The organism is Paenibacillus lautus NBRC 15380 (assembly GCF_004000945.1).
In the GTDB taxonomy this organism is placed as follows: Bacteria; Bacillota; Bacilli; order Paenibacillales; family Paenibacillaceae; genus Paenibacillus_AQ; species Paenibacillus_AQ lautus.
Genome location: NZ_BIMF01000002.1, coordinates 459,013 through 475,197 on the forward strand (window position 1 = coordinate 459,013; position 16,185 = coordinate 475,197).

The window sequence follows — 16,185 nt, forward strand, 5'->3', positions numbered from 1 at the left end:
TATGGACAACCCGGTCATCATCCGCAATGCCTTGAAGTGCTTTCTCATGCTGGCTGTCCTGGTTCCGTTGCTTACCGGCTGCTGGGATATCAAAGACATTAACCATCGCTCGCTTCCGGTCATTATGGGCATTTCGCTAACCGAGGAGAATCAATACAAGGTGTTTTTGGATATCCCGGCAACCAATGAAACAAGCACCGTAAATATCGTTTCGGATACGGGCGATACCATCAATGAAATCATCGATCATATAAGCATGAACATGGAGACTCAAGTGGATCTACTGCATTTGAAAATCGTCATCGTGGATAAAAAATTTGCCCGAAACGGCATGGAAGACATCATTTCCGCATTTAATCGTTCCAGAGATATCTCCTCCAAAACGCTATTTGCTATCAGCGATCAAGGGCTGGATCAATTCTTTTCGGATATGGCTGCGAAATCGGAACACAGCGGTAATATCGTTTATGATTTTTTCGAAAAAAACGCCGGCTGGAATCCCCAATTAGCGGATACGCGGGTATGGCAAATGTTTCGCAGCATTCATTCCTATACGCATGATGTCATCGTCCCGATTATACGTTCTGGAAAATCCACAAGCATCGAATGCATGGGTTCGGCCATCATCAAGAATGGCAGGATGACGGGCCGAATCGGACCCGATGAAACGCTTGTGGCCAATGCCTTTTATGGTAAAAGCGCGTTCGGCAAAGTCGAGGTCATGGAGAGCGCCACCGTACAAATCATAAGCAACAGGCTTACCCATCACAGCTGGATGCAGGATGGCAAGCCTTATCTTCGAAGCCATCTTAGACTGAAGGTTACCATCCTGGACTCCAGGGGACATCCCACGGAAGAGCAGATCAACGAGAAGCTGGAAGAGCTGCTCACCCTCCGGCTGAATCAGATGTTTCAAGAGACGCAAAACGAACAAGCGGATATCTTGGCTTTGGGCCAATTTTTCAGAAATCATCTGACCCGAGAACAGCTGCGGGATTGGAGAACTACTTACTACCCTAATCTGGATTTCAAGCTGCGAGTAACGACCGTCATTGAGAATCGGGGTAATCTTAAAAATTTGTAAGTCCAGGATACGGATTGGACCACATAACAATTCATCAAAAAAAGGACCGCACCTGCGGTCCTTTTGATATTTTCGCATACCTGCTCTTGTTGCTGGCTTTTTTGGCGGATACCGCATCCCTTTTAACGCTACATACTTACCATGGGTTACGTTGTATGCACTAAGACTTCGCCAAAAGCATCCAGCGGCTCTTGATTTTCTTCCGCCGTTCCTACCGAAATCCGGATATGCCCAGGCAGCCCCCAACCTTTGGCGTATCGGACGATAATCCCCCGCTCCAGCAGCTTATGGTAAAGGATTTCTGCATGTTCTCCAAGCTCTGCCAGAATGAAATTGCTCATGCTTTCGTAGTAAGGAATCGATAACCGACTCTGTCCCTCATAGATTTGCTGTCTGCCTTGTTCATTCATCCGGCATGATGCCTGGACGTGCTCCTCATCCCCAAGTGCGGCCGATGCCGCTGCTTGTGCCAGCGCATTGACATTAAACGGCTCCTTAACCTGAAGCCATGTGCGGACAATGCCTTCTGAAGCTGCTCCGAAGCCGACGCGAATACCCGCAAGACCGTAGATTTTGGAGAAGGTATTCAGGGTGCGTGTATTCATCTTCTACACTTCGCTGTAATCGATCTCCAAAAACTGTTCCACTTCCTTCTTCCAGCGGTTCTCGACGAAATCAACATGCTGCGGATGCACATTATAGGCTTCATAATCGGCTTCGTTATCAAATACCATCGAGAAGCCGAAATCATATGTATTTTTAGGACTGATTTGTTTAAATACCTTAAACGCTTGAACCGTTGGAATCGTACTGAGGGCAGATCGTCCATCCTCCAAAAAACGATGCTCCTCCGCCGATCCTTTCTCATGTTTAAGTGAAAAAATAACGGAATGAATGATTGGGTTGGTTGTAATGTTTGTCCAGCTCCTTATTAAGTTTCGTATGAGGCTGATTATCTTGTATAACTTGAAGTACTGTGGCTAGAGTTACATCATATTATAACGTCAATCGTCAAATAAATCGCTACGAAAAAGGCACCCTTTTCCATGAAAATCGAAAAAGAGTGCCTAATATCTTGCAAATTTCATAACAATGGCATCGTCATAAAACATGACTGTAGAGCTTTTGCAAATTATTTAGTCTTCTGAATGTGATTCGTCAACAAATCAAGTAAATAGGCTTTTAGATCAACCATTCGTAAATTCGCAGGCTTTTCGTTAGTTCCAACAATGATCAGTGGGACAAGCGACTCCGTACGTCGGATCGAGCCATGGCCCCCGCCCCCCTCATGCGTTGGTGAACTTCGGTCCGCCAATTCGTATCCCGGTTTAGCCGTCACGACCAAAAATTCACCTTTATGAGAGTTCAGCGCCCCGGACAGCCTCTCCAGCACATCGGGATACTGCCCGTAATCCAAGGTTCGATCATCGGCATTCAATTTAAGGTCCAGCACCTCGGCATCCTGCTTCACGGTCCATGTCTGTTTATAGCGATCGACCAGGTTACCTTTCGCCTTATATCGGAGTTCTTTCGAAGTGGATCCCTGAATGGCATGAATCCATTCATTTTCTTTCCAAGCAACAAAATCGATGCGGTCATCCTTGCTTAGGATATCCGCTATGCTTCTCAAAGAACGACTCGATTTGAAATTATATACATAAGCCATCGTTTCATTGACTGCGAGGGCGACCTCGGTCTCCGCTTTCACCTCTTCGCCCGGCTTTAGAACGGAGATGCCTTTCAGCATAGCGGGCATATCAATCTCCGAACGTTGTTCCGCCGGAAGAAGCTGTGTCATGCCGCTGTCCCCAGCGATGACGAAAATCGCTTCGTTAAACGCTTTTTCCGGGGATCCGAAGGCACTTAATAAGGATTGGAGCTGCTGATCCACCTTTTTGACGCCTTCGAGCTCTGACGGACCTTTTTTATGAAGCTTCTGGTCCAGGTCCGGTAAATAAACATACAAAAAATCCGGAAGCTTGTTGGCTTGAATCAGATAGCTAACGGCTTCGATTGCATACTTATTGTTCAGCCCCATCCGATCATTGAGATCATCAGGCAGATTCTCTTTACCTTCTAGGGGGTTGGACAAGGCTCCCAAGGTTAAAAAATCCGGGCCTTTGACTTTTATTTTTTTCTGGAGAGAAGTCGGACCTTGAATCCAATCCGGGATCGTCAGCGTATGCTCGGTCGTTCCACGATATATCAGGCCGTTAATCGATCCTGATTTCAAGCCGAGACGGGCTAATTCTTCGTGGATCGTACGTGAATTCGGATTTAGATGTTTTCCGTTCAAATGGATTAAAGCATCGGTCAGGACTGGATTGATGCCTTGCTTGAGGATTTCCATCGGTCCTGTTCCGTAGTTGATCATCTTTTTATCGTCGGATGAGTACCATAGGAGCCCCGGTACGCTATGGCCATTCGGATATGTTCCCGTCAACATCGTGCTGTCAATCGTGACGGACATCGTAGGAAAAGAGCTGACCAGATCCTTATAGTATTGTCCATGTTCAATCAAATATTGAAAGGTGGGCAGCTGTTTTTGAGATATGCCCTTATCGATCGCCTGTGCCATTAATGAGTCGACCATCAGAAATATGACTTTCTTATGAGTGTTCCCTTGTTCGGATTTAACCCGCAGCAAATCCTGTTCGGCAGGTTTTTGATGCTGGCATCCCGTTACCGTGATCAACACAAGGGACAGCATTACGATGAACATCCTGTTTATCCGCATTTCGCATTCACCACCTTAGTACATTTTGTCACTAAAGTGGACATGTCATTCGAGGGATATTTTGCATATTTCCTCAGGCATGCATGACCAAACAAAGAGAGGGCTTTCGCCCTCTCACAATTCACAAAATCAGCTTTCCATTGCTCGCCCCTGTGGTTTCGTCAGTTTGAAGAACGATGAAGCACCCAGCACGGAGGTGGCAAACAAAATGGCTCCCATCGGCACAGCTGTGGATTCGTCAATGCCAACCAGCGGTGACACGATCGAACCCAGCATCAAGGGCAGCAAACCTATGACAGCACTTGCGCTTCCCGCTCGATGGCCTTGTTTCTCCATGGCCAACGTAAATGTACTGGTGGCTACCATGCCGATTGTAATCATATACATAAAGATTAAGATGACAATGATCGCGAGAGGCCCTTTGAGCATCGTCATGATCAGGAGCAGGAAGGTTGCACTTGCGGAGACGATGACCCCGATTCGAAGCAAATTCCGCTCATGGATGATGCCGCCAAAGCGGCCAATGATGAAACTCCCCGAAATAATGGCGATTCCATTAATTCCGAACAGCACGCTAAATACCTGCGGCGACACACCGTAAATTCCTTGGTATACAAACGGCGTCCCTGAAACGTAAGCAAAGCTTCCTCCGTGGATGAAGCCTACTGTCAACGCATATCCGATAAAGGACCGATCTTTGAACAGGCTTCCCATCGTACGTACGGAATGGGTAAGAGAGCTTGGGGTTCTTCTCTCCCGCGGCAAGGTTTCCTTCAACTGAATAGCAATTATCAATACGATGACTGCACCGAACACGCTTAAAAAATAAAAGATCGAATGCCAGCTTGCACCCGGCATAAGCAAAATGGCTCCACCGGACATCGGTGCAACCATGGGGGCAACCGCATTAATGACAGATAATAAGGCAAAAAACTTCGTAAGCTCGCGACCGCTGAACACATCCCTTACAACCGCGCGCGAGATGACAAGGCCCGCGGCTGCCGTAAATCCTTGCAAGAATCTGGCGATGATAAGCGCCGTAATATCGGGTGCCAATGCACAGAATAAGGAAGAAAGGGCAAACAAGGCAAGCGATATGAGCAGCGGCCTTCTTCTTCCTTGCGCATCGCTGATCGGTCCGACAATGATTTGGCCAACCGCAAGGCCGATCAGACAGGATGTCAAGCTAAGCTGTACGAGCGAGGCCCGCGCGCCTAAATCATCGGCAATGTCGGGAAAGCTCGGCAAATACATGTCGATGTTGAACGGTCCCAATATGCCAAGCAAGCTGAGGAGCAAGGCTAATCCGAGGCGTTCTTTTCCTGTCGGGTTATGAAGCATATGTGTCAAACACCTCTACTCTACTATTGTTTTGTATTCATATAATGTATCAGGTTTGTCCAAAATAGAATAGTGGCCTGCAAGGTTTATACGGTATACGTGTAATTCCGGACAAAAGAAGAGCCCGGTTCTAATCAAACCGCGCTCTTCCCGTTTTTATAAAGGATTCGGTTCACTTTCTCGGAGCTCAGCAGCATCATCACCGCAAACAATAGAATGACGACCGGAAACAAACCTATCGATATTTGAGCCGCAACGAGACCAAACAGTGGGGGCAGTATCGTGGTGCCGGTATAGGCAACGGCCATCTGATAGCCCATGATTCTGGACGATTGGGCTTTGCCGAAGCGGGCCGGCGTTTCATGCAGCAAACAAGGAAATATAGGCGCAAGCCCGAGTCCGATGACAATCAATCCGATTAGGGACAAATAGGAATGCAGCGGCAGCAATAACAGAATGGCCCCAGCAATGGCCGTCATTTGCCCGGTCCGGATAAGCGTGAGATTGCTGAATTTCAGCGTTACGAATCCGGTAATGAATCGTCCGACCGTGATGCCTCCATAATACATGGAAACCCACACTGCTGCTGTTTCTAACGGTAAATCTCTGGTCCCCACCAGAAAGCTCGCTCCCCATAAACCGACGGTCATTTCCACTCCGCAGTAGAATAAGAACGCCAGCAAAGTAAACTTGACCCCTTTAATTTGAAGCGGCTTTCCGTGTTTGTGTGCGGTAGCTTCATCACGGTTCGTTGATTCGTTTCTCGTATGAAATTCCTCCATGCCTTGGGGCTGATGCTTGCCCGCCACGATCCGCCAGAGTGGAAGTGTGAGAAGCAGGATGAAGACCAGAACGAATTGCAGCAGCGATACGGTATAATATCCCTCTCTCCATGCATCGTTGGTCCCCATGGAATAGGACATGATGATCGGTCCTAACGTGGCGCCTACTCCCCAGAAGCAGTGCAGCCAGCTCATATGATGGGCCTTATAATGGTTCGCCACGTAATTGTTCAACCCCGAATCGACTGCCCCTGCGCCTAATCCAAGCGGAATCGCCAGCAAAATCAGCCAGAATAGCGATGGCGCAAATGAAAAGCCGAGTAGCGCACTCGCCGTCAACAAACAGCTGACAAATGTAACGATACCCGTCCCGTAGCGTTCAATCAAACTTCCGCTAACCAAGCTGGATACAATCGTGCCTCCGGTTACGACCATGGATAGCAGCCCTGCGGATTCGAAGGCAGCACCGATATCCGGCTGCATGGCCGGCCAGGCAACCCCGAGCAAGGAATCCGGAAGCCCTAAACTAATAAAGGCCAAATAAATAATAAGAAGAAAAAATGTTACCACAAATTAAAGTCCTTTCTACGCTATGATCATTAACATAAGTAAGGAGAGTTTTCATCTATTCTAATACTTGTTCGGTCATATGGAAAGATTCGGCACGGCTTTAATTCTAGAAGATGAAAGGTTAGGCATGAAACGCATTCCAGAACTCACCCTCGGTATGGATCATGTCCTTGATCTGAGCAAAAGGAATCGTGAACGTCGGAAAACCCGCTGCGTAAGGGGCGATCTCATAGGGTGCAAACACCAGATGAAGCGCGTTCTCAGTGACATAGAAGGTCTGGTCGGCAGCGATACCCGTATAACTGTCCGGAAATACGTACGAATACTGAGGATCCTCTTGTATCTGCTTGCCAACGATCCGGCTGAGCTCCTTCACATAAGCGCTGCCCGGCTTAAACAAGTCCTTCAATTCATACATCCTGCCGTTCTCCAGATTGATAATGGCATATACTCTGGTTGGCATGCCATGCGCGGCACCGAAGGGATATTGATAACCGTTCAACTCCAGTTCAAGCAGGTTCTGCTTATAGAAAATGACGTCAAAATCGCCTGAATAAGAATAATCAAGCTGTTGATTCTCAGGAATGAATTTCACCTGTGACATTTCCTTAAGCTTCGTATTCAGCATTTGCTGAGATGCTTGATCCCTCATTCCTTCGATCTGTGGATAATAGACCAAGTAATCCGGATTGGGTTTATACTTTTCTTCCATTACCTTATATGGTTGTTGCAGCGGAATCACTGTATTTTGCTCCCATATGACCTGGCCCGACCGGTTCAGGTAAGACAAACGCTGATCGACCAGAGCCTTAATCAATCCGCCTGCTTCCAGTGTAAGCGAACCGCTGCCGTTCACTCGGGGATACCCCGGCGCCGGTCTGCCGGTTCGATCAATAAAATACGTCTGCTTCGCATCATAAACAGAGGCCAATCCGTGCCTATAGTCCGATACATCGCGATACGTAAAATCGGATAGCTTCTTCCCATCCCAATCTGCTATGGCATAGATCGAGCCAATATACGGCTGCGCAGGATCAATCGCACGCCCAAGCGAAAACCGGTCTTCATTCAAATCCCGAATATCGTTATATTCAGGCTGGATTACCCATTCGCCCTGCTTATTAATGACGCCATACTTCGACTTGTAATCTTCAGCCGTGTTGACGATGGCTCTGTCATGGTGAAAAGGAAATGCCGAAGTATATGTCGGCGGAATGACCATGTTCCCCTGCTCGTTGATATAGCCGTATTTGCCAGTGCTATCTTTCTGAAAGGCAAGCAAGCCATCTCCAGGCGGTCCGACATAGGCGAACGGATAGTTGGCCAATGGGCGGCCATGGAGATCAATGAGCGCGTAATGATGATCTTGTATTTTCACAACAGCTTTGCCATCGACAAAATCATTCGCTTCCTCATATTGCGCCGGGATCACCTCTTGGCCCGAGGAGTCGAGGTAGCCGTAGCGGCTGTTTGCGCCATCTCCACTGCCATTATCGGTTACATAGTAGACAGCCCTGCCTTCTTTAAGCTCTGCCATATACGGATATCCTCGTCGTGTCAGCACTTTCCCTTGTTCGTTGATCATCTTAAACCCTTGATCATCGATCACGGTCGCTCGATGCTCCGAGAACGGGCTGATGGACTGATATATAGGCTGTATTACGAAACGGTCAGACCTGTCGATGAGACCATACTTACCGTTTACGCCTACAATCGCGAGACCATTATCCTGAAAATCCTGCGCATCATCATACTTAGGTTGAATAACCATATTTCCACTACGATCAATGTATCCCCACTTCGTTCCGTCGGTTGTCTTCACAGATGCCGGAAATATCCCGACATGCTGCTGTGGCTGCCCTCTGCTTGCTAGCATCTCCTTGATCCGTTTCTCAAGTTCAAGCAGCGTTTCACGCGCCGGGTAAGGTTCTGAAAACGTGAGTGCTTTGCGGACCGACACAAGGGCCGCCTCCGGCATCCCGGCCCGATATTGTGCATCCGCGAGGTAATACCAATAATAAGAATAATCCGGATGCTCTTGCGTCAGTCTCTCGTAGTACCTTACAACGACAGGGAAATAATAGGGGTATACATCAGGTGCAGTCACGAACGCCCCCTGGCTCCACCTGACGACCTCGACTCGATAAGCTTCACCTGTATCGTGAATCCAAAGCGTGATTTCAGCCTGACCATCCGGGCCCGAAGCACCCGGCATATCCGCAATATCGATATAACTGTAATATATATCTGCAGGTGCGATATCTTGAAGGCCCTCTGGCGTCCAGGCGTATATCGACAATTTTGACCAGATGGAACCGAGCTGCCAACCTACGATTAATTGATTCATACCTGGGTTCAACACAGGGGCCGCCGTCAATGAAGTAACCCCATATCCCTGCCCCAAGATATTGGCAACGACCTCATATCCGCCATTGCGGTAAAGCAGCACAAATAAATAAAGCTCATCATTCAATCGGGACACACCGGCAATCTCTGGTATGTGATCTCCCGTGACATCGGCTGCGATAACTGCGGGATGTTGGACAGGCTTATCAATTCGCACAAGTTCAGCACCTTGTGGCAGATAGGTCATAGCTATTTGTGCCAGCTGCTGATCGTTAACGGACATTTGGACATCCTCCCTTGTTCAGAGCTTTCTCGCCTAATCGTATGCAGACTATGGTCAAATATGCACCTGAAGGCGTTGAGGGGCGGCACTTCTGACGCCTCATGCTTCCATTGTCGGATGATTGCATATCCAAAAAAACGACCTGATCACCTTAGGCAATCAGATCGTTCTCTTCGCTTCAAAATGGCTTGCTGACCATGAAATACAATATAACGACAGGCAGCAGCGTGGCTATCGTCCCGCCTACCGCCCAATACGCCGAAACTCTTTTATAATCGGCTGAAATGACCCCATCCGCAATGGATTGTATGCTATGCCGAATCATCCCTTTTTGCAGCGGAATCAAAAAACCAGCCCACAGAATCCCCGTTATGCCAAACAGAATCAATGAAGCCATCAGCCAGCTCATTCCGCCCATACCATATCCGGCTTGAACAGCCATCACAACGCCTGAAATGATGATCAGCAGCAAACCCGGCAGGGTAAATACCATATCGGCTAACATGACATTCTTAACCGTGTTATGGATTTCTGCCGGATCCCCTTTCAGATCAGCTCTTACTTTCCAGAATGCCGCCGTAATGATATTGCCGAGGAATAACACACATCCGGCAATGTGCAGAAATAACCACAACGTCATAAGCTATCCTTCCCCTCTTCCCGGTGACCGGGCCGGAGAATGTCGATGATGAAATCCGCATAATCCTTCGTGCTGAATACATGACTATTTACACCGATCAGCCCTCGCATCCGCAGTCCGAACGACAACAGCTCGAACAGCTCAGCCGTCCGTTCCGCATCGATGGATTCGGGTATGACCCCTGCTTCCTGGCCTGTAACAATCCATTTCTTCGAAGTTGCAGTCGCTTCCCTATAGAAGCCAGCCACAATGTCGGCGATTTCGGGCTGATCGCTTTTGCCAATAAGGTACATGAAGATCAGGTTGCTGACATCGTCACGGCTTTCCAGTCTCGACATGCTGTTGGTAATGGTATTCATCGGTCCGTCAAACTGCTTGATGTCCCCCTGCTTATTCACTTCGCTCATGAACTGCTCGTTCTGCTCGGCAAGTTTTGCTCGTAATACGTGCACAAACAGCTCATCCTTGCTTGAAACATAATGAAATATGGCCCCTTTGGACAAGCCGGAACGCTTCATGATGTCATTAAGGGTCGTTTGGCTGCAGCCTTGCTCCCTTATCAATTCTTCCGTGGCTTCAAGCAGTATTCGCTTGGTTTGCTCTCGCCGTTCTTCCTGCTTCATCTCATTACTCCTCCTTGATGATCATGGATTACCCCTGTGGTGAAAGCCATCCCGCCATGAGAACCGCTGCCAGGAACACGATTTGCAGCATCGTTCTCGGCCCGATTGGAGTGACCGGCTTGCCGCCGAGTGACAAATGGTGATTCGCTGCGTATACATTGGCAGGAAACATGGCTGCCAGCATCAGGGCCAGACCTGCAGATGCCAAAGCTGTGGTAGCCGGAATAAGGATGAGAATCGCGCCCGCAATCTCCAGCAGCCCGGTGACGGTAACCATGAACGGGGCATTCGGTATTCCGGGCGGGATCATGGCGATCAGATCGGCTCGTCGTTTTCCCCAGTGGGCAGAAGCTGTTACTAGAAACAGGACGGCAACCGCAAACCTGAGCGAAATGACCCAGTCATTCACATACTCCCAGCCTGCGAAGCCCAGCGTCCGAAACAAAAGAAACGAAACCAACATGACGACAAAGGGTATCATCAACCTCACCAACCTTCCGAATTTCTTAACTTTATTATATATACCGACCGTTGGTTTGTAAATATGAAATTCAAATTTATTCCTTTGAAGGCTACAGGCTCGTTCAGTATCTCAAAAAAAAGAGCAAGCGTGCGGCTGTATTCCAACCGGGCCTGCTCTCATTTTCTACTCTCATATCATAGACCTGTTATGCTGCGTCTTTTTCTTCTACATATATTCGAAATAGCAGGATATACAATACCACGCTGATTAATGCCGATATCAAGATGATGCTGAATATACCCATTGGCGGCAGCCAAGCAGACAGAAATACCGTCACCGGCGCCAGCAATCTTCCGATCGTAAACTGTAAGCTGTCAGCTCCCATATACTGCCCTCTTGCATGCTCCGGGGCATAACGACTGATAAAGCTCTGCGTCACCGGCGAGCGGACAATTTCCCCGAAAGTAAACATAATGGTTACGAAGAACAAAAACCAGATGTTCGTGTTCAATCCGAGTGCAAAAGTACCTACTCCGGATAACAAGGAAGACAGTACGAATACGTCACGCTCCTTCCAGTTCCGAAACCACTTGGTTACCGGAAGAATAAATAGAACGAACAGGAGCCCGTTAAGGCCCAGCACCCACCCTAAAATCTCCGTGCTCGATAACATTAATGAATGACCGTTCCAGGAGAACAGCGTCTGGGAGGGCACATAATCGATGACATATACCGCCAAATACAGGTCCAGCTGCATGATGGTCACAAGGGCAAATATCCCTGACAGTATGTACACCAGAAACACTTTATCCCGAAAAATGATGCCATATCCCTTCCACTGTTCCTTGAATACCTGAAGAATCGAACCCGTATCCGTCGGCTCTACGCTTTTCGCAGGCGCTGGCAGGGTTTCATGAACGATGAAGTAAATCGCGATGAAATAGATCAGCAATACGAAGGAACAAGACCACAGAAGCTCTTGCCGATACTGAAAAAAGAAAATGGCTCCAAGAGCCGGACCAAGCACGGCCCCCAAGTTGTTCGCTGTCGTGAACGTGGCGAATACCTGCCGTCGTTCTTGAACAGGAACCAAATCGGCGACCATCGCAGAGCTGGCGGGCCTATAGATGGCTCCCCCGAATCCGATGCCGATAAAAGCGGCATAATCGATCCAGTGCGAAGGCGACAGCGCGAACAGCGCAAACATGACCGTCTGCAGCGAGGCGCCAAGCAGCATGACGGGGCGACGTCCTAGCCGATCGGCTAAAGCACCGCCGAGCAGGCTGCCGATGATGCTGAATATCGGAGGAACCGTCATGAGGATTCCCGCGATATGATTGCCTAAAGCCGCTCCGAAATAAACCGTTATGAAGGGAAAGTACATCCAAAACAGCATATTGAACAGCGCTTCACCCAATAATCGAACCTTTAAATTGTTATCCCATAATCGTATTTGCACAAAACTCCCTCTCTCTATCCGAACAGCACAAGTTAATAAGCTTACGATATAACGCGTTTCCCGGCCGGGTATTACAAACTATAAAACATTTCCCTGGCAAAATATAGACTTATATTAAGCACTGAGCTATACTAATAATATGAAAGCCGAATATCGTCCGATTCAATTTAGATGACCCACAAAACGAACATTTGTTCCATATATGAAAAGACGCTCCCGCGGAAGCGTCTTTTTTCGATGCATGGATGTATTGAATTATCCTTCTGTTGGACCAGCATGGATATAACCTACACTCATCAGATTGGAAGCCTGGATGCAGGATGCTATTCCAGTTGGTTAATTAATCAGCTAGCTTCTTCAATTCATGCAAATGCTCGAAGATCATCTGGCATACCTCTGAGACCCGCTCCCGATCCTTATACGTTAACCACGCCAATTCTTCAATTTCCGAAGCCGGGCTTAACTCTCCTTCATACTCCGCCGTGTAACAGGACATCGTTACTCGAACGCCCTCCGATTTGCCGTGAGCGCCAGCACGGAAGCTGCCTGCATTTGCCGCGGTCTCCGGTTTGATACGAACGGACAGTTCCTCCTTGATTTCCCGTACCAGCGTATCGATATCGGATTCCCCCGGTTCCCGTTTTCCTCCCGGCAGGTAGTACGTATCCTTCCCTTTGGAGCGAGCGCCCAATATGCGTCCATCCTCGATGTGGATCCAGGCGATTTTGTCAATCTCGGTTATCATATGGATTCCTCCCCTTATCATATAAACTTCATGCTAAGCCGTCCCTTGTTGTTCCCGTTTTCCGCCTAATTTAAATACCAGGATCCCGCCGACAATCACAAGAACACCGATCAGCTGATTCATGGTAAACGGAACCTTCTCTAACCCTAACCATCCCAAGGAGTCCCACAACAGCGCGAAACCGAGCTGCGAGGTCATGACAATTGAGATGGCGAACGTGGCACCCAGCAGCCTTGTCGCCTGCACCAGGCAAATCACCACGCCGACCCCAATCAACCCGCTAATCCAGTACCAAGGCTCCATATTTTGAAGGGCGAACGTCCCTTTGCCTTCTACAGCAAGACTCATGCCGAACGAAGCCACGAAGCCCATGCCTAGCACCAACGTCGTTGTAGACCAGGAGCCGGTCTTCTCATTCACTCTATTATTGAAAATGTTCTGCAAACTAACCAATGAACCCGCGATGAGGGCCAATACCAATCCTGCTAACATGTTCCATCTCCTTACTTCATGATTCATCATCACTGTGTGTTATTCTTCGTAAATATTGCCCCCCGCTACACGTGTTAACGCATCCCGGTCTTTGATCAGAATGTACCCCTTATGACGCTCGATCAGCCCTTCCTGACTGAATTTCAGGATCACCCGGTTTAAATGCCGATAGCTCGTTCCAAGCAGATTCGCGATATCGGTCAGGTTGAACGCGGCCGGGTTATGGGTAGCCAACGTATCCGACTCCTCCTCCGAAACGGACAATAAATAGCTAGCCAATCGTACCTCTACCGGATGCAACAAATTGAAACTCAAGAAATTGGATTTAATATAAAATTTCCGCGTAATGATCCGCAGCAAAAATTGAAGCAGCGGCGGATGCTCCTGTCCATATTTGCGAAGCCAGCGATAATGCACGCCGATCATATAAACAGATGATATGGCCTGTACCGTATTGATCAACGGATTGCCTTGAATGTATTCAATATCTCCGATCACCTCAAGCGGTGTTTTAAAAGATAGAACAAGCGCCTTGCCTTCTGCGGAGGTCGTGAAGATTTTAATCTTCCCTTGAACCAGGATATACAGCATCTCGGCCGGCTCCCCTTGCGTGCAGACGATGTCGCCCTGATCGAAGTGATATAACACCAGATAAGGCATTAAATCATCGTGAAATACGGACTGGATCTGGTTGCTCAGCAACAAATGCTGCAGGAGCTCCGCATTATGAATTTCCTTCACGTCCCTCTCTCCTTTCCCGAACACTCTATCTTATGAACCGAATTTTCCATATCATAATTTGATAATCACGACACCGGCGATCATCATTCCGATCCCGATGAATTGTGGCAAGCTCATTCTCTTTTTCACCACGCCAAACCATCCGTTGCTGTCGATCAGGAACGTTAAGAATAACTGGGCGATCAATAACGCGGATATCGTTAATGTTACACCGATGTTCTGAATCGCTGTCACCTCGCTGAATATAATGGGTGCCCCCAAGGCTCCTCCGATTAGATAGAGCGGCTTCACTTGTCCAAATCCTTGTCTGCTTCCGTCCCGAACGAACAGCAGAATAATGAAAGCCATAATAAATCCGGTCAACTGCGTAACCGCGGCAGCTTGCCAGGTGCCCATATCCTGACTAATTCGGGCATTGGCCACCCCTTGCAGCGTAATGCAGGCACCGCCAATGAATGCAAATAAGATTCCTCTCACGATACATACTCCTTCTTCTATAGGTCTGTATACTATTAAAAGTGAATACCCCAAACTCAGGAAAGGACATATGTCCTGAAATGACGTAAATTCCAAATAAAGCGATGTCCAAGACACGAATTTCATTATATACTATCGGTCGGCTTGGCAGGTAACATACAAAAAGCTGCCGGAATTTCCTTGGCAGCTTAAGGGATTATCACGATGCAATGACTTATATATATTCAGGATGCCCATGCCGCTTGCAGCCGAACCAGTAGCATGCGGTTAGCGTGGAGGGTCGATGATCCATGATGGGATATTCCCCTTCTGTGAAACGAGAAAAAATCGTTTGGTAATTTGCTTATGGTGCATTATAGCATCTGAGTTTCTGATTTTAACCCATTCACGAGGTACAAAACAGTTTAAACCAAGATTGCATCTATGACTCTATGATCATTTTGTTTTAAAATATAACTAGATGTCACTCATTGACGTAACACCGACTTGGAAGGAGCTCCTCTAACGTTATGCTAGACAAACAAGAACAAGTCCCCGATGAACAGGGCGGATTAGAATTACAAGCGGATTGCGAACGCTGTTTTGGATTATGCTGCGTCGCTTTACCCTTCGCCGCCTCCACGGATTTTGCCATGGACAAAGACGGCGGAACCCCTTGTCACCATCTGCAATCCGACTTCCGCTGCGGTGTGCACAGCAGCTTGAGGCAGCGAGGTATGAGAGGCTGCACCGTATACGACTGCTTCGGAGCAGGCCAAGTGGTTTCACAGGTCACCTATAACGGTCGCGACTGGCGGCAAGCTCCTGAGACCGCAAAAGAAATGTTTGACGTATTCCCGATCATGCGGCAGCTTCACGAGCTGTTATGGTATCTGAACGAAGCCCTGGCTTTGCAACCGGCTCAAGACATTCATACCAATCTGAGTTTATCGATAAAAGAGACGCTACGGTTGACTCAGCTTCCTCCCGAATCCCTGTTACGGCTGGATGTGGCAGCTCATCGGGCAGAAGTAAATCAGCTGCTTCTTCGAACCAGTGAGCTTGTGCGGGATGATGCGCGAAAGAAGCATAAAGGGCCACATGTGCGTCAAAAGATCGGAGGCCGCGGTGCTGACTTGATGGGAGCTAAGCTTAAAGGAGCTGACCTGAGATACGTCAATCTGAGAGGCGCTTATCTCATTGCCGCGGACCTCAGAGGAGCCGATCTGCGGGCTGCCGATCTGATCGGTGCCGATTTCAGGGACGCAGACCTTAGGGGGGCCAATCTAGCAACCAGCCTCTTCCTTACTCAATTCCAGGTTAACGCAGCGAAAGGAGACGCCAGCACTAAACTGCCCCCCTCCTTATCTCGACCGGGACATTGGACGCGTTAACCCTCAATATATTTAGGAAAGAACAGAAG

Annotated in this window: 16 protein-coding genes; 2 read left to right on the forward strand and 14 right to left on the reverse strand. The window is 48.3% G+C overall.

Annotated features, from left to right (window positions below):
• Nucleotide 1: 1 nt before the first annotated feature.
• Nucleotides 2-1,084 (forward strand): Ger(x)C family spore germination protein, encoded by a 1,083-nt coding sequence (locus PLA01S_RS05415; protein WP_127590531.1) that lies wholly within the window; start codon nt 2-4, stop codon nt 1,082-1,084.
• A 146-nt stretch (nt 1,085-1,230) separates the two neighbouring features.
• Here PLA01S_RS05415 and PLA01S_RS05420 read toward each other — a convergent pair whose 3' ends face one another.
• From PLA01S_RS05420 to PLA01S_RS05485, 14 genes are all read right to left on the reverse strand, one after another.
• The gene (locus PLA01S_RS05420; protein WP_246059346.1) at nt 1,231-1,689 is read right to left on the reverse strand and encodes an aminotransferase class I/II-fold pyridoxal phosphate-dependent enzyme; all 459 of its coding nucleotides are present in this window, start codon (nt 1,687-1,689) and stop codon (nt 1,231-1,233) included.
• A gap of 3 nt (nt 1,690-1,692) precedes the next feature.
• Nucleotides 1,693-2,040, reverse strand: a complete 348-nt coding sequence (locus PLA01S_RS05425) for a Dabb family protein (RefSeq protein WP_371860393.1) — start codon at nt 2,038-2,040, stop codon at nt 1,693-1,695.
• Between the two features lie 176 nt (nt 2,041-2,216).
• Entirely contained in the window at nt 2,217-3,821 is a 1,605-nt protein-coding gene (locus PLA01S_RS05430; protein WP_127590533.1) for an alkaline phosphatase family protein, read from the reverse strand.
• 129 nt (nt 3,822-3,950) lie between these two features.
• Entirely contained in the window at nt 3,951-5,162 is a 1,212-nt protein-coding gene (locus tag PLA01S_RS05435; RefSeq protein WP_127590535.1) for a Bcr/CflA family efflux MFS transporter, read from the reverse strand.
• A 134-nt stretch (nt 5,163-5,296) separates the two neighbouring features.
• Entirely contained in the window at nt 5,297-6,514 is a 1,218-nt protein-coding gene (locus tag PLA01S_RS05440; RefSeq protein WP_127590537.1) for an MFS transporter, read from the reverse strand.
• 121 nt (nt 6,515-6,635) lie between these two features.
• Nucleotides 6,636-9,143, reverse strand: coding sequence for a WG repeat-containing protein (locus tag PLA01S_RS05445; protein ID WP_127590539.1), 2,508 nt, complete (start codon nt 9,141-9,143; stop codon nt 6,636-6,638).
• 178 nt (nt 9,144-9,321) lie between these two features.
• Entirely contained in the window at nt 9,322-9,783 is a 462-nt protein-coding gene (locus PLA01S_RS05450; protein ID WP_127590541.1) for a DUF2269 family protein, read from the reverse strand.
• Nucleotides 9,780-10,406, reverse strand: a complete 627-nt coding sequence (locus PLA01S_RS05455) for a TetR/AcrR family transcriptional regulator (RefSeq protein ID WP_127590543.1) — start codon at nt 10,404-10,406, stop codon at nt 9,780-9,782. The genes PLA01S_RS05450 and PLA01S_RS05455 overlap by 4 nt, the downstream gene beginning before the upstream one ends.
• 28 nt (nt 10,407-10,434) lie before the next feature.
• Nucleotides 10,435-10,887: a DoxX family protein gene (locus tag PLA01S_RS05460; protein ID WP_127591078.1), complete on the reverse strand. Its 453-nt coding sequence runs from the start codon at nt 10,885-10,887 to the stop codon at nt 10,435-10,437.
• A 187-nt stretch (nt 10,888-11,074) separates the two neighbouring features.
• Entirely contained in the window at nt 11,075-12,328 is a 1,254-nt protein-coding gene (locus PLA01S_RS05465) for an MDR family MFS transporter (RefSeq protein ID WP_127590545.1), read from the reverse strand.
• A gap of 340 nt (nt 12,329-12,668) precedes the next feature.
• A complete protein-coding gene (locus PLA01S_RS05470) occupies nt 12,669-13,073 on the reverse strand; it encodes an NUDIX hydrolase (protein WP_127590547.1) in 405 nt (134 codons plus the stop codon).
• A gap of 33 nt (nt 13,074-13,106) precedes the next feature.
• Nucleotides 13,107-13,565: a DMT family transporter gene (locus tag PLA01S_RS05475; protein WP_127590549.1), complete on the reverse strand. Its 459-nt coding sequence runs from the start codon at nt 13,563-13,565 to the stop codon at nt 13,107-13,109.
• Between the two features lie 39 nt (nt 13,566-13,604).
• The gene (locus tag PLA01S_RS05480; protein ID WP_127590551.1) at nt 13,605-14,306 is read right to left on the reverse strand and encodes a Crp/Fnr family transcriptional regulator; all 702 of its coding nucleotides are present in this window, start codon (nt 14,304-14,306) and stop codon (nt 13,605-13,607) included.
• Between the two features lie 51 nt (nt 14,307-14,357).
• Nucleotides 14,358-14,783: a DMT family transporter gene (locus PLA01S_RS05485; RefSeq protein WP_127590553.1), complete on the reverse strand. Its 426-nt coding sequence runs from the start codon at nt 14,781-14,783 to the stop codon at nt 14,358-14,360.
• 509 nt (nt 14,784-15,292) lie between these two features.
• On the opposite strand from PLA01S_RS05485, the gene PLA01S_RS05490 reads away from it, so the two are divergent.
• Entirely contained in the window at nt 15,293-16,156 is an 864-nt protein-coding gene (locus tag PLA01S_RS05490) for a pentapeptide repeat-containing protein (protein ID WP_127590555.1), read from the forward strand.
• Nucleotides 16,157-16,185: the final 29 nt, after the last annotated feature.

Coding starts and splice junctions, on each gene's coding strand:
- PLA01S_RS05415 (WP_127590531.1), top strand. CDS start 2: ATGGACAACCCGGTCATCATCCGCAATGCCTTGAAGTGCTTTCTCATG.
- PLA01S_RS05420 (WP_246059346.1), bottom strand. CDS start 1,689: ATGAATACACGCACCCTGAATACCTTCTCCAAAATCTACGGTCTTGCG.
- PLA01S_RS05430 (WP_127590533.1), bottom strand. CDS start 3,821: ATGCGGATAAACAGGATGTTCATCGTAATGCTGTCCCTTGTGTTGATC.
- PLA01S_RS05435 (WP_127590535.1), bottom strand. CDS start 5,162: ATGCTTCATAACCCGACAGGAAAAGAACGCCTCGGATTAGCCTTGCTC.
- PLA01S_RS05445 (WP_127590539.1), bottom strand. CDS start 9,143: ATGTCCGTTAACGATCAGCAGCTGGCACAAATAGCTATGACCTATCTG.
- PLA01S_RS05450 (WP_127590541.1), bottom strand. CDS start 9,783: ATGACGTTGTGGTTATTTCTGCACATTGCCGGATGTGTGTTATTCCTC.
- PLA01S_RS05455 (WP_127590543.1), bottom strand. CDS start 10,406: ATGAAGCAGGAAGAACGGCGAGAGCAAACCAAGCGAATACTGCTTGAA.
- PLA01S_RS05460 (WP_127591078.1), bottom strand. CDS start 10,887: ATGATACCCTTTGTCGTCATGTTGGTTTCGTTTCTTTTGTTTCGGACG.
- PLA01S_RS05470 (WP_127590547.1), bottom strand. CDS start 13,073: ATGATAACCGAGATTGACAAAATCGCCTGGATCCACATCGAGGATGGA.
- PLA01S_RS05475 (WP_127590549.1), bottom strand. CDS start 13,565: ATGTTAGCAGGATTGGTATTGGCCCTCATCGCGGGTTCATTGGTTAGT.
- PLA01S_RS05490 (WP_127590555.1), top strand. CDS start 15,293: ATGCTAGACAAACAAGAACAAGTCCCCGATGAACAGGGCGGATTAGAA.